Source organism: Telluria antibiotica (assembly GCF_011682055.1).
Lineage (GTDB): Bacteria > Pseudomonadota > Gammaproteobacteria > Burkholderiales > Burkholderiaceae_D > Telluria > Telluria antibiotica.
Genome location: NZ_JAAQOM010000018.1, coordinates 73,601 through 98,095, shown reverse-complemented (window position 1 = coordinate 98,095; position 24,495 = coordinate 73,601). Strand labels below are relative to the sequence as shown.

Genomic DNA, 24,495 nt, shown 5'->3' with positions numbered 1-24,495 from the left:
TTGCGAGTCGCTCCGGAAAATTTGACGACCCGATTCCAGATATTTCGGTGAAGGATATGGTCCCGTATTGCCAACCGAGCGTCTTGAATTAGTTGCGAAAATTTCCGAAAGAGCGACGGTTCGGCTTTGTGCGCTATTGTCCGCTCCGCAATCAAACAACCGCTGGCGCAGATCGACTGACGACGGATGGCGGGTGAGGAGAGGAATGGATGTCGCCGACCGGCTATCCGCATCGTGCCGATGCACCGGTCGGCAGGCACTTCAATGTGCCTCAGTCTTCAGGGAAGATCCCCAGCTTGCCGCCATTCGCGGCGTGGCGCTGGAAGAGCGAGCGCTTTTCCAGGGACAGCAGGACGTTCGCACGGCTTTGGGAGTCGATCTCCAGCACCAACGGCGCTTCGCTGCGCAGTCGCGGCCAGGCAGGCAGGCCCGCGCCGTTCGGATTTCCGGTCTTTACCCACTTTGCCCAGTATCCTCCCATCGTTGCGGAAACCTGGCGGTCAGCCGAGGTGAAGGACCGGTCGGCGGCACGGTCCAAGGTTCCGAAAACGTAGGGAATCTCGGACGAGTGGAAAGCGCCGTAACGTTGCGCTTCCGGACCTGGTTCCACGTGCTTGAAGTAGTACACATAGATGGGCTGCCGGCTCGCGGACATCCTTTGTTTTGCCCACAACCATGTGGCCGCCAGGCCGCGGTCACGCTCCAGCTGCATGGCGGAAGTACCTGCCCCTGCCGTGAGATCGGATGGGTACCACTTCGCGAACTCGGAAGCCAATGTCCCATAGCGTTTTACGAGTCCGGCCGCAAACGCTTCCGGAGTTGCCTGTCCATAGGAGGCCGACAACGCACTGCCTTCATCGGCCGTCAATCCAGTCAGCACCGGCACATCATTGGTATTCCGGCCAACGTAAGTCTGGTCGGGGAGCACCAAGCCATCGACATTGGGCGAAAGCACAAGTCCTTCCGCCGCCTGATCAAGCTTCTCGACTGGCAACTGACGGAGCGACGCGATGTCGCTTGCACCGGTCCGAACCAGTAACTGCTCTCCAACCCCGTCGGAACCGGCGGCATCTGCGGTGGGCAATCCCATCCCGGAACCGCTTTGGGCGATCGCGCGCTGGAACAAGCCTTTCGCAAGCGGCGACGCGATCAGGTAATGCACGGAAGCCGCACCTGCGGACTGTCCCGCAATGGTCACGCGCCTGGGGTCGCCGCCGAATGCACTGATATTGTCTTGGACCCAATGAAGTGCTGCAATCTGGTCCAGCAGACCGTAATTGCCGCTGGCGTTTGCCGGGTTTTCCTTGCGGAGATCCGGATGCGACAGAAATCCGTATACCCCCAGGCGGTAATTGATACTTACGACTACCATCCCCTTGGTCGCAAGATGGGAGCCGTCGTATACGGGTACCGTTGCGCCACCGCTGACGAATCCGCCTCCGTGGATCCAAACGAGCACGGGCAGACGCTGTTTCCGTTTTGCGGCCGGTGCCCACACGTTCAGGTAAAGGCAGTCTTCGCTGATGGGACCATCGACCAGGTACTCGCTTGTCCAGGAACGAAATATTTTCCCGGCAGGGCGCTGCTGGCAATTCGCACCGAAGTGATCGGCATGGAAGGTGCCGGTCCAGCTTTTCGCGGGCATGGGCGGTCGCCAGCGGTTGTCGCCGGTCGGCGCGGCAGCGTAGGGAACGCCAAGGTAGCTGGTGACGCCATCCCCGCTTACGCCTTCGATTTCGCCCTGGCGTGTTGGTACTGCGCTGGCAGCGCAGGATACCAGCGCGAGGACGAGAGGAGCGGCCGTTCGTAGGCAATTCATGTGTGTCTCCGACAGGTGTTCACTGGCCACGCTGTATCGGGAAGCCAGCGCTTATCGATCGGCTTTTTTGCAGAAAACTTTATCATGCTGTGGCCGTGTTCAATGCTGCAGCTGGACGGCGCTGCCCCGATGTCGTTGTTACGGCACGCCTGCGCTTGGCGATAATCGACAAGGCAGGCGCCGCCGATGGCGCTTAGAAATATGCGCTCAGCCGCAGGCCCGCGGTACGAGGCGTTCCCAGGCCTGCCGTGGCTGGGAAACCGGAGAACGATGCCGCGTAGCTGGTCATGATCGTCTTGTTCTCGATATTGCGCACATAGGCTTGCACGGACCACGTACCGCTGGCCGGCGCGTACGCCAGGCTGGCGTCGCTCATGTGATAGGCCCCCTGCGTGAACTGCAACGCGTTGCCCGGATCGCCGATCACGTAGGCAGCCGAGTATCGCGTCCCGACCGTGGCGTTCAACGTTGCACCGTTCTCGATCTGGAAGCTGTGCGAATAGCCCAGTCCAAGAGTGAACCTGGGCGATTTGTCGAGACGGCGACCGGCCCAGCTGACGGTCGCGTTTGGCATGTACGACTTGTAGTAGGCGTCCAGATACGTGGCCGAGAAATTGATCCTGTCATCGCTGCTGATCACGTATTTGCCTTCGATCTCAGCGCCTGAAACACTTGCCTTCGCCGCGTTCAGGGTTTGGGAGGCCCCGGCATGGGTAACAGGATCGATCGCGACGGCAGTCAGCTGCAGGTCCTTGTACGCATACCGGAATACATCGGCGTTAATCTGCAGATGGTTGTCCAGGAATCTGCTCTTGATGCCGATTTCGATTGACGTCAGGTGTTCAGGATCGTACTTCAGGAACGGATTGCTCGATTCGGAACCGTCATTGAATCCCCCGGCCTTGTAGCCTGTAGCGAGCGTCGCGTAGAGCATCGTGTTTTTCGCAAGCGAATAATCGGCGCCCACGCGGCCGGTCGTCTGCGCATAGGAGACGCGCGCGATGTTCGCGCTGCGGTAGAACTCGGGCTCGCCTAGGATCGTGTACCCGTTACGCGTCTTCGTATCGAAGGTGCGGCGCAGGCCGGCGCTCACGTTCAGCTTCGGCGTGACACTGTAAGTCACTTCGCCAAAGGCGGCCTTGGACCGGGCGATAGTCGGATTCAAGCGGAAGATCAGGTCACCCACGCCTGGGAAATTCTTGAACCGGCTATCGATGAACGATTCTTCGTAAAACCAGTAAAGCCCGGCGATGGTCTTCCAGGCGCCGAAGCTCGAGGCCAGCCTTAACTCGTGCGAGGTTTGCATGGAGTTCGCGTCCGCAACCGTGTAGGTACTGGCGACGCCCGGGGCATATTGGCCGACCGCTGCATTGCCGCCCACGAAACTGTTGCGATGCGCGGCTTGATAGGTAAGTTCGCCGATGCCGGTGTTGATCTTGAGTTCGGCACTGGTGCCGTGCGCCCTGTTGTCGTAGTTGCCCTGCAAGGATGGGGTCGCGGTACGTTGTGCGTCTCCCGTCTTTTGGATGAAGGTTTCATAGGGCACGGTCCCGGGGCCGGCACCCTTGCGCTTGCTGGTATCAGCGGTCAGCAACAGCGACACGTTCGGGCTGAACTTGAATAGCCCGTGCAGGCGCCCGGCAAGACTGTCATCGTCGTCGTAATCGTGCGCAAAACCCTGGGTCGAACGCAGGTAGCCGTCATGCTTGCTCCGTGAAACCGCGGCGCGCAGCGCCAGGATGTCATTGACCTTGGCGTTCACCATGCCATCGAACTTGACGTTGTGGTAGTTGCCCAGTTCCACGGCTGCGCTGCCCTCGAAGTGGTCGACCGGTTTATTCGTGATCAGATTGATCGCGCCAGCGGTGGCATTGCGGCCGTACAGCGTGCCTTGAGGACCGCGCAGCACTTCGATTCGCTCCAGGTCGTAAAACGCCAGACCTGCCGATTGCGGTCGAGCATAATAAACGCCGTCGACGTTGAACGCAGCCGATGGGTCGCCTTTTTCCGTGTTATCCGAACTGGAAACGCCGCGAATCGAAATCACGGTCGCACCGCCATTGTTCGAGATCTGCACGTTCGGTACCAACTGAGTCAGGCTCGACGCGTCGATTGCCCCTGCCGCCTTGAGTTCGTCACCCGACAGCACGCTCAGCGAAACTGGCGTCTTCGAAGCCGATGTGGCGACCCTTTGTGCGGTCACGAGCACTTCCTGGATGGTGCCGCGCTCTTCGGCCGTGGTCGCTTGCGCCATGGCTGCATTGCATTGGATTGCCAGGATGGCGGTTACGGCTGAGGCAGTTCTTGTCTTCGTGAATCTTGCTTGGTGCCGCATGGTTTTCGTCCCCTATTTGAATTACGTACTTTTTTTTTCGGGCTCCGTACACTCGTCCACGATTAGCTGGATAACGGAGATCACGTGAACCCGAATCGAACAAAGAATACGAGGGCTAAGTTGTCGTGTCTTACGGAAACTGGCCATGACTGACGGTTTGCTGCCGAATTCTTTCCGCATTGGATGTCGAAGAAGATAAGTAGTCGAGGCGACCTTCGGGCAGAGAACTGGCTTTCGCCCGACAGGGGCGGATGGACGAAGCACCGTGCAATTGAGAGCGTTGCGCGTTCAACCAGTGGACAGCAAAGCGTCCGCAAATTCTTATCGCGCACCCGTGCGATCACGCGCAAATCCAGAGGGACTGTATCGTGCCATGGCTGCTCAATACCTTATAAGTATTGACTGGATACCAAATCGGTGTTGGACGCCGAGACTCGTCTTACCTACTCTGCAATGACGCGAAGGCTGGCGCAGACCAGCCTCACAGCGAATAACGGGAAACACGCGGAGACACTATGCAGGCGAGAGGAGATGGGCGTCCGGTCGATGCGCATTCAAGGGCAGGAATGCGTGACAATGTCGAAGGTGCCAATGATCACGATAGACATAGCGGATGGGCGGATTGGTCCCTGACCGCGATCGCTGCCGGTTTCCTCGCAGTTCTTGTGTCGTTCGCCGGGCCCCTCGCCATCTTCTACCAGGCGGCGCAGGTCGCGCGCGTGTCGAACGCCATGTTCGCTTCCTGGGTCTGGAGCATCTCCCTTGGCGCCGCGGCGGCCGGCATCTTCCTGAGCTGGCGCCTGCGCATGCCGGTCATCACGGCATGGTCGGCTCCCGGGACGGCGCTCCTGATCGCACTGTTTCCCGCGCTGCCACTCGGCGAGGCCGTCGGCGCTTACCTGACCGCCGCCGCCATCCTGCTGCTGATCGGCCTGTCCGGATCGCTGGAGCGCGTGATGGCGCACGTACCGAAGGGGATCGCCAGCGGCATGATGGCCGGCATACTGGTGCCGTTCGGGATGAGCGCGTTCAGGACTGCCGGATCGCTGCCCGTGCTCGCATTCGGAATGATCGCGGCCTATCTCGCGTTCAGGCGTCTGCTGCCGCGCTATAGCATCGTGTTGTTGATGGTGACGGGCGCGTCGATCGCCTGGCTGACGGGCATCACCCATTTTTCCGCCGTACGTTTCGAGTTGGTCGTACCGCAGTTCATCAAACCCGCCTGGAGCTGGACCGCCACATTCGGCCTGGCCCTTCCGCTCGTGCTTGTCACGCTCACCGGCCAATATTTGCCGGGTATGGCGGTGTTGCGCACGTCCGGCCACGACGCGCCGGCGCGCCCGATCGTCGTTACCAGCAGCGTGGTCTCGCTCGCCGTCGCGTGCACGGGCGGCATCACGATTGCCATCGCGGCGATCACGGCCGCCATGTGCACGGGCCGCGACGCTCACGACGATCCGCGCAAGCGCTACGTGGCGGGCGTCGCGAACGGCGTGTTCTATCTACTGGCCGGCCTGTGCGGCGGCTCGATCGTGATGCTGTTTGCCGCGCTGCCGAAGGAATTGATCGCTTGCCTCGCCGGCCTGGCGCTGCTGGGAGCGATCGCTTCGAACTTGGCTGGTGTGGTGGCGGCGGACGATCACCGCGAGGCTTCCGTCATCACATTCCTCGCCACGGCATCCGGTATGACCTTCCTCGGCCTGGGCGCCGCCTTCTGGGGCATCGTCATCGGCATGGCGGCATGGCGTGTCCTGCACGGCCCGTCATCGACCCACCTGCAACACAAACCATAACGACAAAGAGACATTCATCATGCGACACATCGACATCCATAGACTGGCCGACGGCGCCAGCTTCAACCGCTTCCACGCAGGCATCCTTGCGTGGTGTGCCATCATCATCATTTGCGATGGTTATGACCTTGCCGTGGCCGGCATTGCGCTGCCGTCCATCATGAAGGAGATGGGCGTGACTGCGCAGAACGCTGGCTTCATGGTCAGTTCGGCCCTGTTCGGCATGATGTTCGGCGCAATCTTCCTGGGCACGATTGCGGACCGGATCGGCCGGCGCCTTGCCATCGTCATCTGCCTCGCGCTGTTCAGCGTATTCACCGCAGCGGCGGGCATGAGCGGCGATCCCTACATGTTCAGCCTGAACCGCTTCCTCGCCGGCCTCGGCATCGGTGGCGTGATGCCGAACGTCGTCGCCCAGATGACCGAGTATTCGCCGAAGAAGATCCGCGCGACGATGGTGACCTTGATGTTCAGCGGCTATGCCGTCGGCGGCATGCTTGCGGCCGTCCTGGGGAAGGGGCTCATCGAGGGGTATGGTTGGCAATCCGTGTTCCTCGCGGCCGCCGCGCCCATTGTCCTGATTCCGTTCATTCTCAAAAGCTTGCCGGAATCAATGCCTTTCCTCGTCAAGAACAATCGCCTGGCCGAACTCCAGCGGATCCTCGCGCGCATGGAGCCGAGCCACCGGGCCGAGCCGGGTGATTGCTTCGAGGTCGCCCGCGCGGACCGGGCCGACGGCGCGCCGATCGGCCGGCTGTTCCAGGATGGCCGCGGCTTCTCGACCATCATGTTCTGGATCGCATTCTTCATGTGCCTGTTCATGGTATATGCCCTGAGCTCGTGGCTTGCCAAGCTGATGGCTGGTGCCGGCTACAGCCTGGGTTCCGCGCTGACCTTCGTGCTGGTGTTGAACTTCGGCGCCGTGATCGGCGCCGTAGGAGGTGGCTGGCTGGCCGATCGGTTCCATATCAAACATGTCCTCGTCGGCATGTATGCGCTTGCCGCCGTGTCGATCACGCTGCTCGGCTATCCGGTACCGACCACGGTGCTGTTCGTACTGGTCGGCCTCGCGGGGGCATCGACCATCGGCACGCAGATCGTCACCTATGCCTATGCAGGCCAGTTTTACCCGACGGCGATCCGCTCCACCGGCATCGGCTGGGCGTCCGGCGTCGGCCGTAGTGGCGCCATTTTGGCGCCGATCGTGATCGGCACGCTGGTCGGCATGGCGCTGCCCCTGCAGCAGAATTTCGTGGCGATCGCCATCCCGGCCGTCATCGCTGCCGTCTCGATATCCCTCGTCAGCCACGGCAAGTCGGCGTCTGCCGGCAACGCCATCGGCAAGGCTGCGCTGGCGGACACCTCGGAAGCCTGATTCCCTTCACGGTTGGCCCGCGTGCCGGAGCCGACCACGGGCACTTCAGGGGCGGCCCCGGGCATGCCCAGGGCCGCGCTTTACCCGCAACAAACCACCAGACATCAATGGAACTCGCAGGAGACATGAATGACCAAGGCAGTACATCGTAAGCATGCCACCGCAATCGCCATCGCAATCGCGCTGGCGGCCATATCCGGCGCTGGCGCCGCGCAGGCACAGAGTCAACTCACTGTCTATGGCCTGATCGACGCGGCGCTGGCGCATGTGGACAATACCGACGCCGCCGGACATTCGGTTACCAAGATGCCGTCCCTGAGCGGTAGCCTGCCGTCCCGTCTCGGCTTTCGCGCCACGGAAGACCTGGGCGGTGGCCTGGCGGCGATCTTCACGCTGGAGAGCGGATTCAATCCCGATGCCGGCACGCTGGGGCAGGGCGGACGTATCTTCGGTCGCCAGGCCTGGGTAGGCCTGCACGGCGCATGGGGCACGTTGCAGCTGGGCCGCATTCTCAACATGACCTACCTGGCGACGGCGAAAAGCGATGTGCTTGGGCCAAACCTTTTTTCGATCAACAGCATTGACCTGTACCTGCCGAACGCGCGCAGCGATAACGCGATCGGCTACCTAGGTGCGTTCGACCGCTGGTCGTTCGGCGCCACCTGGAGCTTCGGCCGCGACGGCTCCGCCGCCGGCGGTCCATCCGCGACCGGCTGCGCGGGCGAAGTACCCGGCAATGCCAAGGCGTGCCGCCAGTACACGGCGCTACTGGGCTATGACGCCCAAACCTATGGAATCACAGCGACCTACGACAAACTGTACGGGAACACAGGGGCTGCGGGCGGACTGACGAGCAGCGCCGACTTCGACCGGCGCGTCACCGTCAACGGCTACGCCATGATCGGGGCGACGAAGGTCGGCGCTGGCGTCATCGACCGCAAGACGCTGGCCGCGCCCGGCGTCGTCGAATCGGACCTGTATTACCTGGGCGCCAGCGTCCCCGTCGCGGCCGCCCTGACGCTGGACGCGCAGATCGCCCGCAAGGATGTCAAGCACTCGCCGGACGATACAAACATGGCGGTGGCGCGACTGACATACGCGCTGTCCAGGCGGAGCGCCGTGTATGCCGGCATCGGCCGGATGGACAACCATGGTGCGGCCGCCGTCGCGCTGGACGCGGGCGGCACCGTGGCCGCGGGCAAGGCGCAGAGCGGCTTGATGGCCGGCCTGCGCCACGCGTTCTGATTTTCCCTATCACGCGCCAGCCATGCACCGTCATGGCTGCGCATCTACCACCATGCGCAATCTGGAGACAACCATGAAAACAGGTTACCAAGGACTCACGATCACGGCGGCGGCGTGCCTCGGCGTCGCCTCCCTGGGAGGCTGTAGCAGCGACAACCTCGTTCCCACCCGGTCCGAAGCCATCGCGGCGCAGTCTGCAATACGCTGCGACGACTCGATCAGAACCGGCTTCAGGCCGGACGCCGACACGACGGTGCTGTTGATCAAGTCATTCAAGAAAGGCGATCCGCTGCTGTTGTCGGGTACGGTGGACGCCACCACGCCCGTTGCCGGTAACGACGTCTGCGTCGTGAAGCTGCTGGTCGGTCCCGGCAATCCAGGGCCTGCGGACGCACCGTCGACATCGGCCGGCATCGGCATCGAAGTGTGGCTGCCGGCGCCGGCGAACTGGAATAACCGGATCCACGTCAAGGGTGGGGGCGGCTGGGCCGGGACGCACGAGACATCGGTCACCCAGCTGGCCGGCACGGCCCCTGCTGGCGAGGGAGTGCTCACCGCGGCCGACGTGGCCACTGGCGAGGGTGCGGTGTCGGCCACGACCGATACCGGTCACGTGAGCGCGCTTGAAGGCGTGGACGCGTCGTTCGCGATGAATCCGGACGGCTCGCTCAATACCACTCTCTGGAAGGACTTCGCCGAACGTGGCATCCACCAGATGGCGTTGAAGACCAGGGCGCTGACGAGGGCCTATTATGGCAAGGACGCAAAATACGCATACTGGGACGGCGGATCGACCGGTGGACGGCAGGGCCTGAAGGAAGCGCAGGCGAATCCGGCCGATTTCGACGGCATCCTCGCCGCTTACCCGGCCATCAACTGGACCAGGTTCATCACCGGGGAACTTTATCCGCAGGTCGTGTTTCAGCGCGATCTCGGCGGCGTGAACCTGACGGCAGGACAACTGACCGGCATGTCCAACGCGGCCATCGATGCGTGTGGCACGGTCGGCGGCGTCAAGCTGGGATACATTCCCGATCCGCTACGGTGCGCGTACGACCCACGCAAGGACGCGCGAACGCTGTGCGCGGGACAGGCCGGCGTTGGCGTGACCGGCACCAGCACGTCAGCCGATTGCGTCAACCTGGCGCAGGCGACGGCGATGAACAAGATCTGGTACGGACAGACCGTCGACGGCAATGTGCCTGATCCTGCACTCGACAATGGCTCCGGCACCATGCTTGCACCTGGCCAGAAATGGTATGGGCTGACACGGGGCACGATGATGCTGGCTCTGGCCGGTCCGACCCAGTTTCCGATCGCGAGCGAGATGGTCGCGCTGGAATCGCGTAATCCGCTGCTGGCCGGTGCGGCATTTCGCAATGCCTCCGGCAACGGCGCGAATCAGTGGAAGAACCTCACGTACAGTGACCTCGCCAACGCGTCGGACCATGGTGTCGCGCTGCAGTCCGACCTCGGGCAGATCAATACGGATATGCCGGACCTGGCCGCATTCCGCGATCGTGGCGGCAAGCTGATCGTCTACCATGGCCTGGCGGACGTGCTGATTCCTGCACAGGGATCGATCAATTACTACCACCGTGTGGCGGAGCAGATGGGTGGGTTCGCAGCGGTTCAGACCTTCTTCCGTTTCTACCTCGTCCCAGGCATGGCCCATTCATTCGCCAATGGCACGTCGAACGCAACGGCAAATCCGCCGCTGCCGACCAACGCGCAGTTGTATGCGGCGTTGACCGACTGGGTCGAAAAGGGCGCGGCTCCGGGTATGCTCACGGCCAGGTCGACGGCGGCCTCGACGACTGCCGCGAAGAGCCGGCCGTTGTGCGTGTACCCGCTCAAGGCGACCTACACGAGCGGCGATCCGAACCAGGCTGCAAGCTATACCTGCTCCTGATCAGGCATGGAGGAAGCGGAGCAGGTGGCTGGAGAATGCCTGTTCCGCTTCGACGTTCGAAATATGCGACGCGTCCACCTCGGCGACTTGCGCGCCGGCGATCCGGTTCGCGAGCCAGCGCGCGTCTTCCACCGTCGTTACCGGATCTGCCCGTCCGGCCACGATCAGGGGCGCGCAGCCGATGGCAGGCACGGCATGGCGCAGATCGGCCTGCGCCAGCGCATCGCAGCATGCCGCATATCCCTGCGCGTCCTGGTCGCGCAGGCGTCGGATCATTCCGTCCACGACCTCGGGAGCGCGGGCGATGAAGTCCGGAGTGAACCAGCGTGCGGCCGCGCCATCCGCGACACCAGCGAGGCCGCTCGTGCGTACCTGTTCTGCACGTGCCGACCAGCCTTCGGCAGAGCCGATGCGGGCCGCGGTATTCGCCAGCACCAGCTTGTCGATGCGTTGCGGCTGGTGGATGCCGAGCCACTGGCCGACCATGCCGCCCATCGAGATGCCGCAGAAATGCGCGCGGGGGATCGCGAGGGTATCGAGGAGGCCGATGACGTCGTGGCCGAGGGTGGCGAGCGAGACTGGCGCGCCGCCGCTTTCGGACTGCCCGTGACCGCCCGTGTCGTAGCGCAGCACGTAGAAGTCCGCCGCCAGGACCGCGGCCTGGGCGTCCCACATCGAAAGGTCGGTACCGAGAGAATTCGACAGCACGACACACTGCTTCGTCGGATCGCCGTCGGTGCGGAAGTGGAGCCGGACGTCGTTGATACGAATGGATGGCATGCCGTCTCCTCAGCCCTGGTCGCCGCCGCCGACCGGCAAGACGGTCCCGGTGATGTACGAAGCTTCACTCGACGCCAGGAACAGGATGGCGGCCACCTGCTCGTCGATGGTGCCGTAGCGATGCATGTGGCTGGACGCCTTCGTCTGGTCAACGATGCCCTGGTACCAGACCTGTTCCCGCTCGCTCAGCGGTTGCGGATTCCTGGGCACCTTGCGTGGCGGGGCCTCCGTACCGCCGGTGGCAACGGCGTTGACACGGATCCCGTCCTGCGCATGCTCGAATGCGAGGCTGGCGGTCATGGCATTGATGCCTCCCTTGGCGGCGGAATACGGGACACGGTAGATACCGCGGGTGGCGACCGACGAGACATTGACGATGGCGCCGTTGCGGGCTTCGATCATCGCCGGCAGCACTGCGCGGCAGCACCATAGCGTGGGGAACAGCGAGCGGCGGATCTCGGCTTCGATTTGGGCTTCCTCGTATTCCTCGTAGGGCTTGGCCCAGATGGTGCCGCCGACGTTGTTGACGAGGATGTCGATGCGCCCGTAGTCCTCGAGGGCGCGTGCCGCCAGCGCGGCGGCGCCGGCCCACGTCTCGAGGTCGACCTCGCTGACGATCACCTGCGCGCCGAGCGCAATGGCTTCCTGAGCCGTCTCGTGCACGAGCGGGGAGCGATCGGCAAGCACGAGCTGTGCGCCCTCCGCTGCCGCCGCCAACGCGACGCCGCGCCCGATGCCCTGGGCGGCACCGGTGACTACCATGACCTTGTCCTTGAAGCGGTCCGGGTGGATCATGCGACACCCCCTGTCGTGCTGGTTGCGGAAAATTTTTCGAAGTGGAAGCTGTTGGGGGTGACGCTGGTGCTGTCCAGCCAGGCGCGTACCGCTTCAACCATCGGAACGGGACCGCACAGGTAGACGTCGACGTCACCGCCGTTCATCCAGCCCGGTTCGACATGTGCGGTGGCGTAACCCTTGCGCGGATGGGCGCTGCTCTCGTGCGCGACGCAGGTCACGTACTCAAACTGCGGGTGCGCGGCTGCAATGCGCTCCAGGTGGTCCAGGCCGACGAGGTCGTGGTCGTTGGTCACGGCATACACGAGGCGGACCGGATGCGGGAAGCCCTTGGCGGCCAGCACGTCCAGCATCGACAGGAACGGTGCTATCCCGGTGCCGCCCGCCAGCATCAGCACGGGCCGCTGCACGGGGCGCAAATAAAAGCTGCCGTAGGGGCCGGAAAACGAGATCGGCTGTCCGACCTGCGCCTGGGTTGTCAGCCAGGTGCTCATCAATCCGTTTGGAACGTTGCGTACGACGAAGCTTGCACGATCCGCAACGGGGGCGGAGCTGAACGAATACGAGCGCGTCTGGTCGGTGCCCGGCACGGTCACGTTCACGTACTGGCCGGGCAGGAAGTCGAGGTCCTCCGGCCTGTCGAGCGCGACCGAAAAACGGATCGTCGACGGCGACAGCTGCTCCACGGCAGTGACGGTGCCGGGGAAGTCGCCGACGCCTGTCTTGCAGGCGGCGGACGTGGCCGGGATGCGCACGACACAGTCCGACGTCGGGCGCATCTGGCACGCAAGCACGTAGCCGGCCGCGGCGTCCTTCTCCTCGAGTGCATCCTCGATGTAGCTGTCTGGGGGCATGTCGTAGCTGCCCGATTCGCACAGCCCGCGGCAGGTGCCGCAGGCGCCGTCGCGGCAGTCGAGGGGAATGTTGACTTTCTGGCGGTAGGCCGCGTCGGACAGTTTTTCGTTGGGGTTGCAGCTGATGAAGCGCGTAACGCCGTCCTCGAACTGCAGTGCGATCGTATGGCTCATGACCGGCTCCTGCTTTCTTGCTCAGATGTGATAAATGTCGATGACCTGGCTGATGTAGTCGTTCTTTAGCACGACGTACTTGTCCAGGATGCGCGGCGATGGACCGGAAAAGTCGATCACGTAGCGCGACATGCCGAAATAGCTGTAGTTGGTGTGGTAGCGGTGGCTCAGCGTGTGCCAGTTGAAGCGCACGGTGTACACCGATTCCTCGACCCGTTCCAGTTCCACATTGGCGATGTTGTGACTCGTGCGGGTATCCGGGATGGTCGCGCTGGACCGCTCGGTCTTGATGCGGAACACGCGGTCTTCCAGGCCCTGGCGGTTCGGGTAGAAGATCAGCGAGATCTCGCGTTCCGGGTCGTCGACGAGCTTGCCGTCATCGTCCCACGACGGCATCCAGAAGCGGGCGTTCGGGTCGTAGCACTGGAGCCAGTCGTCCCATTGCTCGTCGTCGAGCAGGCGCGCTTCCCGGTAGAGGAAGGCCTGGATCTCCTGCATTGTGACCATGCTCATTTCGCTTCCTCCTTCGCGTCGAATGCCTTTTTCATCACGTCGAGCCAGTAGCGGTGCTGGATGGTGTACAGGCCTTCGTCCTCGGTGCGCACGCCGCTCAATACCGGGGCGAGCCCGATGTCCTTCGCGGCGTCGTCGGCACCCTTGATCCAGTGCGTGGCGCCGCGGCACATGTCGTTCCACTGCATCGCCGCGCCGTTATAGCCCTGCTGGCAGGCGCGGAATTCTTCCAGGTCGTCCGGCGTCGCCATGCCGCTCACGTTGAAGAAGTCCTCGTACTGGCGGATGCGGTGGGCCCTGGCTTCCGCCGATTCCCCCTTCGGCGCGATGCAATAGATCGTCACCTCGGTCTTGTCTACGGCCAACGGGCGCAGCACGCGGATCTGGGAGCTGAACTGGTCCATCAGGTATACGTTCGGGTACAGGCACAGGTTGCGCGAGCGTCCGACCATCCAGTCTGCGGTCGGCTTTCCGTACTTTTCGGCGTACTCCGCGTAGCGTGCGAAGTTCGGACGGTCTTCCGGGTTCGCCCATTGCGACCACAGGAGCATGTGGCCATGCTCGAACGCGTAGAACCCGCCGCCCTGGCGGCCCCAGTTGCCAGCGTCCATGGCGCGGATCTTGTCCTCGCCCGCGGCCTGCTCCTGTTTTCGCCGGTTCGTCGTGGCCGCGTAGTTCCAGTGGACGGCGGTCACGTGGTAGCCGTCCGCGCCGTTCTCGGCCTGCAGCTTCCAGTTGCCGTCGAATGTATAGGTCGACGACCCGCGCAGTACTTCCAGGCCTTCCGGCGACTGGTTGACGATCATGTCGATGATCTTGCCGGCTTCCCCAAGGAACGCCTCGAGCGGTTCGACGTCCGGATTCAGGCTGCCGAATAGGAATCCCTTATAGCTGCCGAAGCGCGCCAGCTTCTTGAGGTCGTGCGAGCCTTCCTTGTTGAAGCACTCCGGGTAACCGGCCGACTCCGGGTCCTTCACTTTCAGCAGCTTACCGCTGTTGTTGAAGGTCCAGCCGTGGAACGGGCAGGTGTACGTCGCCTTGTTGCCGCGCTTGTGGCGGCACAGCTGGGCGCCGCGGTGGCTGCATGCGTTGATGAACGCGTTCAGCTCGCCGCTCTTGTTACGGGCGATGAATACCGGCTGGCGGCCGATGTGCGTCGTGTAGTAATCGTTGACGTTGGCGACCTGGCTCTCGTGCGCCAGGTAGATCCAGTTGCCCTCGAAGATGTGCTTCATCTCGAGCTCGAACAGGGCTTCGTCGGTGAAGGCGCTGCGGTGCAGGCGATGGTCGCCCGTTTGCGCATCTTCGATCATGTAGTCGTCCAGGCTCTTGGGCTTGAACGCGTCGACGGGAACGATCGGGATCATGGCGTGTCCTCAGGCGGCAGCGCGCGGACGGTCCACCTCGGCGCTCGGCGCACCAGCGGTCTCGCGATGCAGGCGGAAGTCGAAATCGATCGAGGCAAACGGCTTGCTCACCTGCTTGGCGTCGAGTTGTTTCGGGTCGTCGATGCGCGCGATCGGCGGCACCAGGCCTTCGAGGGTCGCGAAGGCGAAGTCGTCCCACAGCAGTTCGTCGCCATCGATATTGATCTGCGTGGTCAGCTTGCGGTGGCCCGGCGCGGTGACGAAAAAGTGAATGTGCGCCGGGCGCTGGCCGTGACGGCCCAGCAGATCCAGCAGCTGCTGCGTGGTGCCGTTCGGCGGGCAGCCGTAGCCGACCGGAATGAAGCTGCGGAACTGGTAGCGGCCCTGGTCGTCCGTGACGATGGTGCGGCGCAGGTTGAAGTGCGACTGCGTCCGGTCGAAGAACGAGTAGTTGCCCAGCAAATTCGCGTGCCAGACTTCGACCTTGGCACCGGGCACCGGCTTGCCGTCCTGGTCGAATACGGTACCTTGCATGAACAGGACCTCGCCACGATCGACCTCGGTGCCGTCATCGAGACGGGCGAAGCCCACGCTCTCCGGCGCGCCGGCCACGTACAGCGGACCTTCGATGGTGCGGGGCGTGCCGCCTTCGAGGCCGGCCTTGCGCTCGGCCTCGTCGGCGCGGATGTCGAGGAAGCGTTCCAGCCCAAGACCGGCGGCCAGCAGGCCGAGTTCGTTGGACGCGCCGGCGGCCGACATGTACGACACGCCGGTCCAGAATTCGGTCGGCGTGATGTCGAGGTCTTCGATCGCCTTGCACAGGTCGCCCAGCAGGCGCAGCACGACTTGCTGCACGCGCGGGTTGGCGGGACGGTCGGCGGCGTCCACGACCCAGTTCTTGGCCAGGGTTTCGATGTCTGCGTGGTTCATGTTTGTCTCCTTCGTGTTGGTGGTGGGGTTAGCGGTCGTCGTCGTGGATCGAGGACGGATGACGGCACAGCGGCATCACGTCGATCTGCATGTAGGGGAACAGCGGCAGCGAGGTCAGCAGGGCGTGCAACTCGTCGACACTGTCGACGTCGAAGATGCTGACGTTGGCGTACTGTCCGGCGATGCGCCACAGGTGGCGCCACTTGCCCTCGCGCTGCAGGCGCTGGGCGAGATCCTTTTCGGTCTGCTTGAGCGTCGCGGCTTCGTCAGGCGGCATCGACGCGGGCAGGTTGACGTTCATTCGTACGTGGAACAGCATGGTGCCTCCTTATTTGCGTTGCAGGCTGCGCAGCTTGTCGGTATCGATCTCGACGCCGAGGCCCGGACCGGTCGGCACCTGCAGTTCGAAGTCGCGGTACACGAGCGGTTCGCGCAGCACTTCCTGGGTCAGCAGCAGGGGACCGAACAACTCCGTGTCCCAGGCCAGGTCGGCGAAGGTCGAGCAGACGTGCGCCGTCGCCGCGGTACCGATGCCGCCTTCGAGCATCGTGCCGCCATACAGTCCGACGCCGGACAGGCGGGCGACGGTCGCCACTTCCAGCGCGGGCATCAGGCCGCCAGATTGCGTGATCTTGACGGCAAAGACATCGGCGGCGTCATGATGGGCCAGTGCCATCGCGTCGCAGGGACCATGCAATGCCTCGTCCGCCATGATGGCGACGTCGAAGCGGTGCTTCAGGCGCGCGAGCGCGGCCGTGTTGTATGCCTTGACGGGCTGTTCGATCAGGTCGATGCCCCCATCTTCCAGCTTCGCGATGCCGCGCACCGCTTCCGATTCGCTCCAGGCCTGGTTGACGTCCACCCGCACGCTCGCACGCTCGCCCAGGGCACGCTTGATGGCCAGGACGTGGGCGACGTCGTCCTCGACACTGCGCAGGCCGATCTTCAGCTTGAAGATGCGGTGGCGGCGGATGTCGAGCATGTGTTCCGCCTCGGCGATGTCCTTCGCGGTGTCGCCGCTGGCCAGCGTCCATGCAACCGGCAGCGTGTCGCGCACGCGGCCGCCCAGCAGTTCCGATAACGGCACGTTCAGGCGGCGCGCCTGGGCATCCAGCAGGGCGGTCTCGAGCGCGCACTTGGCGAATCGGTTTCCCTGGATGATCTTGCGAATCTTCGCCATCGCCTTGGCGGGCTGGCTCGCATCCATGCCGATCAACAGCGGAGCGATATGGGTGTCGATGTTGACCTTGATGCTTTCCGGGCTTTCCTCACCATAGTTGAGGCCGCCGATCGTGGTCGCTTCGCCCCACCCGACGATGCCATCGGCGCAGCGGATGCGTACGAGCACCAGGGTCTGCGTGTTCATTGTCGCGACCGACAGCTTGTGGGGCCGAATCGTCGGAACGTCGAGCAAGAAAGTTTCGATATGTTGGATCATATATCCTGCATATAATGCGGTAAGGTGATGACACGATATTCCCAGAAATGATGGGCGTCCAACACCGTTTTGGTATCGATTCAATACCTGAAAGGTATGAACATGGAATTGCGGCATTTACGCTACTTCGTTGCCGTCGCAGAAGAGCGGAGTTTCACGCGGGCAGCGGAGCGCCTGCACATCGCACAACCACCGTTGAGCCGGCAAATGCAGCAGCTGGAAGAAATGCTGGGGGTGGAACTCATCGAAAAGGGAACACGGCCGTTGCGCCTGACCGAAGCGGGACAATTCCTGCTCGCGCATTCCCGGCCATTGCTTGAGCAGATGCGGGACTTGAAGACGATGACCCAGCGGGTCGGCAAGCTGGAACGCACGCTCTCGGCCGGGTTCGTCGCCTCGACACTCTACGGGCTGCTGCCCGACATCATCAGACGCTATCGCGAACGCCACCCGGAAGTGGAGGTGACGCTGCATGAAATGACGACGATTGAGCAGCTCAAGGCCCTGAAGGAAGGGCGCATCGACGTGGGCTTCGGGCGCCTGAAAAGCGAAGACCCGAGCATTCGCCGGATCCTGCTGCGCGAAGAGCGGATGGTGGTCGCGTTGTCGCCTGGCCATCGCCTGGCTGAAAGGGAGGCGGATGTCCGCCTGATGGAACTGGTCCACGAGCCGTTGCTGGTGTATCCAAAAGCCCCACGGCCGAGCTTCGCCGATCAGGTGTTGGCTGCATTCAACGAAGCCAACCTGACGCCTGACCATGTGACCGAAGTGCGCGAGCTGCAGATCGCGATGGGTCTGGTGGCAGCCGGCCAGGGCATCGCGATCGTGCCCGAGAGCGTACAGGGCATGCACCACCGCAATGTGGTCTACCGCAAACTTGGGGACAAGCACGCATTCTCGCCGATCCTGTTCAGCGTGCGTCACATGGACCGGTCGCCGGAACTGCAGAACATGCTGGCGGCCGTGTATTCAGTCTATGACGATATCGGCATCCCCCATGTGAAGGAGACGCTGTAAGGCTGGCGTCGCACGCGGCGCCAGGCGGATTTACGCGGGCTTTTGGGTACGGTCCGCGGCGGTCATTAAAAAAAAGCCCGCTCGGAAGCGGGCTGAATCTATCCTTGGGATAGGATAGAGGAGACGTGACCATTGTGCTACGTCGTACCGTAAACGTCCAATGCAGTCTGGTGATTCCGGTAATTCGTCAGGCTCATTTCTCTGCCTTGCCGCTGGCTGGGCGCGATGTCTCAGCCGCATCGATCTCGGTTCCCCAAGGATCCTTTTGCGCCAGCGGCTTGCCCGTGGCCGCGATATCCAGGATCTCGTCGACCGCGCGCCGGTAGCGTGGCCATGCCGGCAGCCTTGCTCCGTTCGGATCGCCCGTCCTGGCGAAGTTCACCAGATACGCGCTGACCGTCCGGCCGACGGCGAGGTCGCGGGGCGTCGTCCTGGTACCGTACTTGATCGCGACCGTGCCGAGGAAGTAGGGAACGTCGCTCGCGTGTTTCGCGCCCGGCTCGCCGACCGAGTCCGCCACGTAGGAAAAGCGATAGGCGTACACCGGGACGCCCTGTTCCGCGAGGGCGCCCGCCACCTGGCGCGCGCCTGCGACCATGAAACCGGTCCTGCCGCCGATGTCGTCGCTGGTCGCGCCGACCATCACGGGTATCCTGGCGAAGCGTCCTGCAGCGTAGGCCGATGCAGGATCGACGGCGACCTTGCCGTCCGCCCCGGGACCGACGTACGCATGCGGTCCAGGTGCGAACATGGTCGCCAGGTTGTAACCGTCGATGACCTTTTCCGGTGGCAGTGCGCGCAGCTTTTCCAGCGCATCGGCGTCGCCTGCCGCGACTTGCTGCCCCGCCGCGAATTCGACGCCAAGCTGTTCGGCTTGCGCGACGTTTGCCGGCGCGCCCGGCATGGAGCCCGCTGCGCCCGACAGGATCGCGGCACGTGCGAACAGGCCTTGGGCGAGTGGCGAGGTCAGCAGCGAATGCACCGACATGCCGCCGGCGGATTCGCCGATGATGGTCACGTTGGCCGGATCGCCATCGAATGCAGCGATGTTGCGTTTCACCCACGCGAGCGCGGCCAGTTGGTCCATGAAGCCATAATTCACGAGCAGCCCCCGGTCGGCGTTTTCTCGCGTCAGTGCCGGGTGGGCGAAGAAGCCGAGGCGTCCGAGCCGGTAGTTGAAGCTCACGAACACCACGCCTTGCCGGGCCAGCGGCGCGCCCGAGTACGTGGCCGGCGATGCACCGCCGTTCACGAAGCCGCCGCCGTAGATCCACACGACCACGGGCAACTTCCCGTGCGACCGCGCGGGCTTCCAGACGTTCAGGTAGAGGCAATCCTCGGATGGCACCGTGCCTGTCGGCGCCGCATCGCTGGGGAAGGGCAACTGCATGCAGTCGCTGCCGTACGCCGTGGTCTCGCGCGTACCATTCCAGGCCATGGCGGGCTGTGGTGCGCGCCAGCGCAATGCGCCGACCGGCGGCGCCGCGAACGGGATGCCTTTCCAGCTGATCACCCCCTGGTCGGTGGCGCCGCTGATCTTGCCGGTATCGATGACAACGACCGGTCCTGCTGCAGTGGCGCTTGAGGCAACCAAGGCCGATGCCAGCATCGCGGCAGCCGCCGTGCGGCCATTGCGTTTGATTTGGAACTGCATCGAAGGAATCTCCTGAATCGGTTCAGATGTCCGCTTGCGACATCGAGTAAATGGTCGTTCCGCTGCCGGCGGCAACGGAACGACGGGCGGTGGCACCGCTTAAGGCTTAAGCAATTGCCCCGCAACTTTGGCGTTGCCGCTTATCCCAGGATCCGCGGCGTTGGCGCTGACCGCGACGGTGTATTGCCCAGCGGTCACGCGCCAGCCACGTGCGGCGGTGTCGAAGCTGGCCAGCAGGCGAGGGTCGGCCGTCACCGATACGCGCTTCTGTTCGCCCGGCGCCAGTTCCACCTTGTCGAAGCCGATCAGACGGGTGACCGGTTTGCCCGCCGCCGAACGCAGATAAACCTGCGGCACGTCTGCGCCCGCGCGCGCGCCAGTGTTCCTGACGGCGAAGCTGACGGTCAGGGTCTTGCCGCCTTCGACCTTCAGGTCCGACACCGCAAAGGTGGTGTACGACAGGCCGTGGCCGAACGGAAACGCCGGCTTGGCGCCTGTCTTCGCAAACCAGCGGTAGCCGACGTCGGCGCCTTCAGGAAACCGGATATCGTAGCTGCTGTCCGGCGGTAGCCCGAAGCCAGGCAACTGCGGACGCGGCAGCTGCTCCACGGAAGCGGGGAACGTGACCGGCAAACGGCCGGACGGGTTGACCTGGCCGAACAGGACATCGGCGATCGCGGCCGCGCCATTCTGGCCCGGATACCAGGCTTCGAGAACGGCAGCGCTCCGTTCCAGCCACGGCATGGCCACGGCGTTGCCTGTTTCGAGCACAACGATGGTGCGGGGGTTGGCCGCCGTCACCGCGGCGATCAGGGCGTCCTGGCCCTGGGGCAGGCTCAGGTCGGGGGTATCCTCGTTTTCGCCGTTCCACTGGGTGCCGAATACGATGACGGCATCGGCGCTACGGGCCAGTGCGGCGGCGGAGACGGGATAGCGGCCGTCGTCGAAGACCACCTCGGCCTTGCCGGCGCGGGCTCGAATCGCGTCCACGGGGCTGGCCCCGTAGAAGACGGCGCGGCGGAAGAACACGTCCATCTGCGTGTTGCCGCCCAGGCCGACGATATGCGGCGGCGTGCCCGGTGGCGTCACCTGGGACGAACCGCCGCCTGACAGGACGCCCAGGCTGGCGTTGCCGCCGATGACGGCGATACGCTTCAGGTCCGCCGCGAGCGGCAGCGTCTTGTTCTCGTTACGCAGCAGGACGATGCCCTCGGCGGCCACGCGCTGCGCCAGTTGCCCATGCGCGGCCACGTCGATCGGTGCGGCGACCGCCGGGTGGTCGAACAGGCCGTTGGCGAACATCGAGCGCAGGATGCGCGTGACCATGTCCGAGATGCGCGCTTGCGGAATCGTGCCGGCCCCGACCGCGGCGCGCAGCGGTGCGCCGAACCACACCTGCTTGTCCAGCTGTTCGCCGGACTGGTGGTCCAGCACATGTGCGGCATCGACGCCCTTGACCGCGCCCCAGTCGGACATGACCCAGCCCTTGTAGCCCCATTCGCCCTTCAGGACGTTGCCGAGCAGTGTCTTGCTGTGGCACGCCTGTTCTCCGTTGACGAAATTGTAGGCGCACATGACGGCGCCCGGCTGGCCGCGCTCGATCGCCAGCTGGAAGGCCAGCAGGTCGCTCTCGCGCAGCGCGTCGTCGGGAATGACGGCGTTATAGGTGTTGCGGCTCGTTTCGTAGTCGTTCAGTGCGAAATGCTTCACGGTCGAGACGATATGCGCGCTCTGGATACCGGCGATCGAGGCGCCGGCCATCACGCCGGTCAGCCACGGATCTTCGCTCAGGTATTCGAAGTTGCGCCCGCCGCGCGGATCGCGCGCGAGGTTGGCGCCACCGGCGAGCAGAACGTTGAAGCCCTTGGCGTGTGCTTCCTGCCCGATGGCGGCGCCGGCCAACCGCGCCAGCGCCGGGTTCCATGTCGATGCCAGGGCCTGGCCCGAGGGCAGCGCGGTCGCCGTGTCGCCCGGGCGCGCGCCGGCCGGGTTGACGACACCGAGGCTTGCGTCGCTTTCGGCAAGGGCCGGGATGCCCAGGCGCGGGATACCGGCCACGTAGCCCGCGGTGGACGGTGCGCCTTGCGGACGCTTGAACGGGCCGAGGTCGAGCGATAGCGGACTGTGCACAAGCGCATAGCGCTCGTCCATCGTGAGCTCGCGCTCGAGCAGGCGTGCGCGCTCGTCCGGCGACAGCCTGGTATTCATCCAGGCGGGTTCGGCGGCGGCGCAATGGACAGCTGCCAGTGCGCAGCAGGCCAGTGCGACGCGGCGCAGCAGGGTCGGAGCGTGCGGTGCCGGAAAAGTTGAGAGCATTGTGCTGTTCCTTTTGGTGGTGGTCATGGCAGACGCCGTCAGAAGGTGCTACCGACGCGGACGCCCGCGGTGCGTGGCGGCGCCAAGCCGACGCTGTCGACGGGGGCCGAGCTGTAGCTGTTCATGACGGTCTTGTTTTCGATGTTGCGCACATAGCCCTGGACGTACCATGCGGCGGCGTTGGGGGAGAACGTCACGGTCAGGTCGGTCTTGTGGAAGCCGCCCTGGCGGAACTGTGTCGCGGTGCTGTAGTTGCTGAGCACGTAGGCGCCGGTATAGCGGGTGCTGAGCGTGGCGTCGATCGCCGCGCCGCTGTCGAGGGTCCAATTGTGGGTATAGCCCAGGCCAACCGACGTCTTCGGCGATTTGTCGAGTGCACGACCGCTCCAGTCGCTGCCCGGCAGCGGCGAGTATTGCGTGTAGTAGCCGTCGAGGTAGGTCAGCGAAAAATTAATCCGGTCGCTGCTGCCCAGGGCATATTTCCCTTCGAGTTCGACGCCGCGTACTTTTGCCTTGGCGGCATTCCGGGTCTGGCTCGAGACGGCACCGCTGGCGTCTGTGACGACGGAAGTCAGTTGCAGGTTCTTGTAGTTGTAGCCGAACAGGGCGGCGTTGGTGGTCAGCCGGCCGTCCAGGAAGCGGCCCTTGATGCCGACTTCCAGCGCCGTCAGGTGTTCGGGATCGTAGGTCAGGAACGGGTTCGTGGCTGCCGTGCCGTCGTTGAAACCGCCAGCCTTGTAGCCGGTCGACACGGTCGCGTAGACCATCGTGGCCTTGGACAGTGCGTAGTCGGCACCGAGCTTGCCGGTGGTTTGCAGATAGTGGACGGCCGCGTCGTTGATGACACGCGACAGGACCGGCTCGCCGATGATCGAGACCCCCTGGCGCGATTTGTCGTCCTTGGTACGGCGCAGGCCGAGGGTGAGATGGAGGTCGGGCGTGACGCTGTAGGTCGCGTCGCCGAACACCGCCTTCGACGACGAGATCGTCGGGTCCTGGATGAAGGACAGGTGGTTGATGCCCGGGATGTCGATCAGTTCGAAGTCGATGTTCGACCGCTCCCTGAACCAGTACAGACCGGCGATCGTCCTGAATGCGCCGAAGTTGGATGCCAGCCGCAGTTCGTGGGAATTCTGCGCATAGTTGCCGATGCCGCGCACGTACGGCGCCGGATTCATCAGGCCGAAGCCATAGTTCACGGTCTCGTTGCGGTCGAAGTTGCGGTGCGCGCCTTGGTACGTGAGATCGCCGATCCCGAGCTTGGCGTTCAGTTCGGCGCTGTAGCCCGTCGCGCGGTGATCGATGCGGCCCTCCCGCGACGGCGTCGCCGTGCGCTGGGCACTGCCACTCGCGTTGCGGAACGTGTCGACGGGGACGGTACCGGGACCCGAACCCTGGATCTTGCTGCCGTCGGCGCTGAGCAGCAGGGTGAGTTCAGGGCTGAACTTGAACAGCGCGTGCACGCGGCCCGAGGTCGAGTCCTCGTCGTCGTAGTCGTTGTCCAGCCCCTGCGTCGAATGCAAATAGCCGTCGTGACGGCTGGCCGACGCGGCGGCGCGCAGCGCAAGCATGCCGTTCACCGGTACGTTGATCATGCCATCCAGCTTGCGCGTGTTGTAGTTGCCGAGTTCGAGCGCGGCACTACCTTCGAGGTTGCCGGTGGGTTTGTTGGTGATCAGGTTGATCGCGCCGGCTGTCGCATTGCGGCCGTACAGCGTACCTTGGGGACCGCGCAATACCTCGACCCGTTCCAGGTCATAGAACGCGAGGCCGGCAGACTGCGGCCTGGCCAGGTTGACGCCGTCGATGTTGAAGGCGGCGGAAGGGTCGCCTTTCTCGGTCGTATCGGCACTGCTGACGCCGCGGATAGCGATCACGGTGGCGCCGCCGGCATTCGCGACCTGCACGTTCGGGACCAGTTCGGTCAGGCTCGACGCGTTGACCGCGCCTGCGCTCTTCAGGTCTTCGCCGCTGACTACCGACAGCGACAGCGGCGTCTTCGACGCGGGCTGCGCCACGCGCTGCGCGGTGACGATGACTTCCTGGATCTGGCCGCTGCCGGTCGAGGTGGCCTGTGCCATGGCGCTGCCGGCCAGCAGGGTCGTCGCGGCGGCGATGGCGTGTTTGGTGAAGCGCAATTGTTCTGACATGTCTCTACCTTTGTTATATGAATTGGGA

General features: G+C 63.9%; 18 protein-coding genes. 5 read left to right on the top strand and 13 right to left on the bottom strand.

What is annotated here, in order from left to right:
- Nucleotides 1-271: 271 nt before the first annotated feature.
- Together HAV22_RS25335 and HAV22_RS25330 are read right to left on the bottom strand one after the other, a co-directional pair.
- Entirely contained in the window at nt 272-1,819 is a 1,548-nt protein-coding gene (locus tag HAV22_RS25335; RefSeq protein ID WP_166863074.1) for a carboxylesterase/lipase family protein, read from the bottom strand.
- 193 nt (nt 1,820-2,012) lie between these two features.
- The gene (locus HAV22_RS25330; RefSeq protein WP_166863072.1) at nt 2,013-4,073 is read right to left on the bottom strand and encodes a TonB-dependent receptor; all 2,061 of its coding nucleotides are present in this window, start codon (nt 4,071-4,073) and stop codon (nt 2,013-2,015) included.
- Between the two features lie 647 nt (nt 4,074-4,720).
- Here HAV22_RS25330 and HAV22_RS25325 point away from each other — a divergent pair.
- From HAV22_RS25325 to HAV22_RS25310, 4 genes are all read left to right on the top strand, one after another.
- A complete protein-coding gene (locus HAV22_RS25325) occupies nt 4,721-5,947 on the top strand; it encodes a benzoate/H(+) symporter BenE family transporter (protein ID WP_166863069.1) in 1,227 nt (408 codons plus the stop codon).
- Between the two features lie 19 nt (nt 5,948-5,966).
- Entirely contained in the window at nt 5,967-7,322 is a 1,356-nt protein-coding gene (locus HAV22_RS25320; protein ID WP_166863067.1) for an MFS transporter, read from the top strand.
- Nucleotides 7,323-7,451: 129 nt separating this feature from the next.
- Nucleotides 7,452-8,567: a porin gene (locus tag HAV22_RS25315; protein WP_166863065.1), complete on the top strand. Its 1,116-nt coding sequence runs from the start codon at nt 7,452-7,454 to the stop codon at nt 8,565-8,567.
- A 73-nt stretch (nt 8,568-8,640) separates the two neighbouring features.
- A complete protein-coding gene (locus HAV22_RS25310) occupies nt 8,641-10,479 on the top strand; it encodes a tannase/feruloyl esterase family alpha/beta hydrolase (RefSeq protein WP_166863063.1) in 1,839 nt (612 codons plus the stop codon).
- On the opposite strand, the gene pcaD is transcribed toward HAV22_RS25310, so the two are convergent.
- The 8 genes from pcaD to HAV22_RS25270 are packed head-to-tail and all read right to left on the bottom strand — an operon-like array spanning nt 10,480 to nt 17,330.
- On the bottom strand, nt 10,480-11,259 hold the full coding sequence (gene pcaD / locus HAV22_RS25305; protein WP_166863061.1) for a 3-oxoadipate enol-lactonase: 780 nt from the start codon (nt 11,257-11,259) through the stop codon (nt 10,480-10,482). It abuts the gene before it with no gap.
- 9 nt (nt 11,260-11,268) lie between these two features.
- Entirely contained in the window at nt 11,269-12,054 is a 786-nt protein-coding gene (locus HAV22_RS25300) for a 1,6-dihydroxycyclohexa-2,4-diene-1-carboxylate dehydrogenase (protein ID WP_166863059.1), read from the bottom strand.
- Nucleotides 12,051-13,082 carry a benzoate 1,2-dioxygenase electron transfer component BenC gene (gene benC / locus HAV22_RS25295; RefSeq protein WP_166863057.1) on the bottom strand — a complete coding sequence of 344 codons (1,032 nt, stop codon included), beginning with the start codon at nt 13,080-13,082 and terminating at the stop codon, nt 12,051-12,053. Before benC ends, HAV22_RS25300 begins: the two co-directional genes overlap by 4 nt.
- A gap of 21 nt (nt 13,083-13,103) precedes the next feature.
- Nucleotides 13,104-13,595: a benzoate 1,2-dioxygenase small subunit gene (benB, locus tag HAV22_RS25290; protein WP_166863056.1), complete on the bottom strand. Its 492-nt coding sequence runs from the start codon at nt 13,593-13,595 to the stop codon at nt 13,104-13,106.
- Nucleotides 13,592-14,962, bottom strand: a complete 1,371-nt coding sequence (gene benA / locus HAV22_RS25285; protein ID WP_166863054.1) for a benzoate 1,2-dioxygenase large subunit — start codon at nt 14,960-14,962, stop codon at nt 13,592-13,594. The genes benB and benA overlap by 4 nt, the downstream gene beginning before the upstream one ends.
- Before the next feature lie 9 nt (nt 14,963-14,971).
- Nucleotides 14,972-15,892, bottom strand: coding sequence for a catechol 1,2-dioxygenase (gene catA / locus HAV22_RS25280; protein ID WP_166863052.1), 921 nt, complete (start codon nt 15,890-15,892; stop codon nt 14,972-14,974).
- Nucleotides 15,893-15,920: 28 nt separating this feature from the next.
- A complete protein-coding gene (gene catC / locus HAV22_RS25275) occupies nt 15,921-16,211 on the bottom strand; it encodes a muconolactone Delta-isomerase (RefSeq protein WP_166863050.1) in 291 nt (96 codons plus the stop codon).
- Between the two features lie 9 nt (nt 16,212-16,220).
- A complete protein-coding gene (locus HAV22_RS25270) occupies nt 16,221-17,330 on the bottom strand; it encodes a muconate/chloromuconate family cycloisomerase (protein ID WP_166863048.1) in 1,110 nt (369 codons plus the stop codon).
- Between the two features lie 102 nt (nt 17,331-17,432).
- On the opposite strand from HAV22_RS25270, the gene HAV22_RS25265 reads away from it, so the two are divergent.
- Nucleotides 17,433-18,347 carry a LysR family transcriptional regulator gene (locus HAV22_RS25265; protein ID WP_166863165.1) on the top strand — a complete coding sequence of 305 codons (915 nt, stop codon included), beginning with the start codon at nt 17,433-17,435 and terminating at the stop codon, nt 18,345-18,347.
- 193 nt (nt 18,348-18,540) lie between these two features.
- On the opposite strand, the gene HAV22_RS25260 is transcribed toward HAV22_RS25265, so the two are convergent.
- From HAV22_RS25260 to HAV22_RS25250, 3 genes are all read right to left on the bottom strand, one after another.
- The gene (locus tag HAV22_RS25260; RefSeq protein WP_166863046.1) at nt 18,541-20,001 is read right to left on the bottom strand and encodes a carboxylesterase/lipase family protein; all 1,461 of its coding nucleotides are present in this window, start codon (nt 19,999-20,001) and stop codon (nt 18,541-18,543) included.
- A gap of 99 nt (nt 20,002-20,100) precedes the next feature.
- Complete coding sequence (locus tag HAV22_RS25255; RefSeq protein WP_166863044.1) at nt 20,101-22,317, bottom strand: beta-glucosidase; 2,217 nt, start codon at nt 22,315-22,317, stop codon at nt 20,101-20,103.
- A 38-nt stretch (nt 22,318-22,355) separates the two neighbouring features.
- Complete coding sequence (locus HAV22_RS25250; protein ID WP_166863042.1) at nt 22,356-24,467, bottom strand: TonB-dependent receptor; 2,112 nt, start codon at nt 24,465-24,467, stop codon at nt 22,356-22,358.
- Nucleotides 24,468-24,495 lie beyond the last annotated feature (28 nt).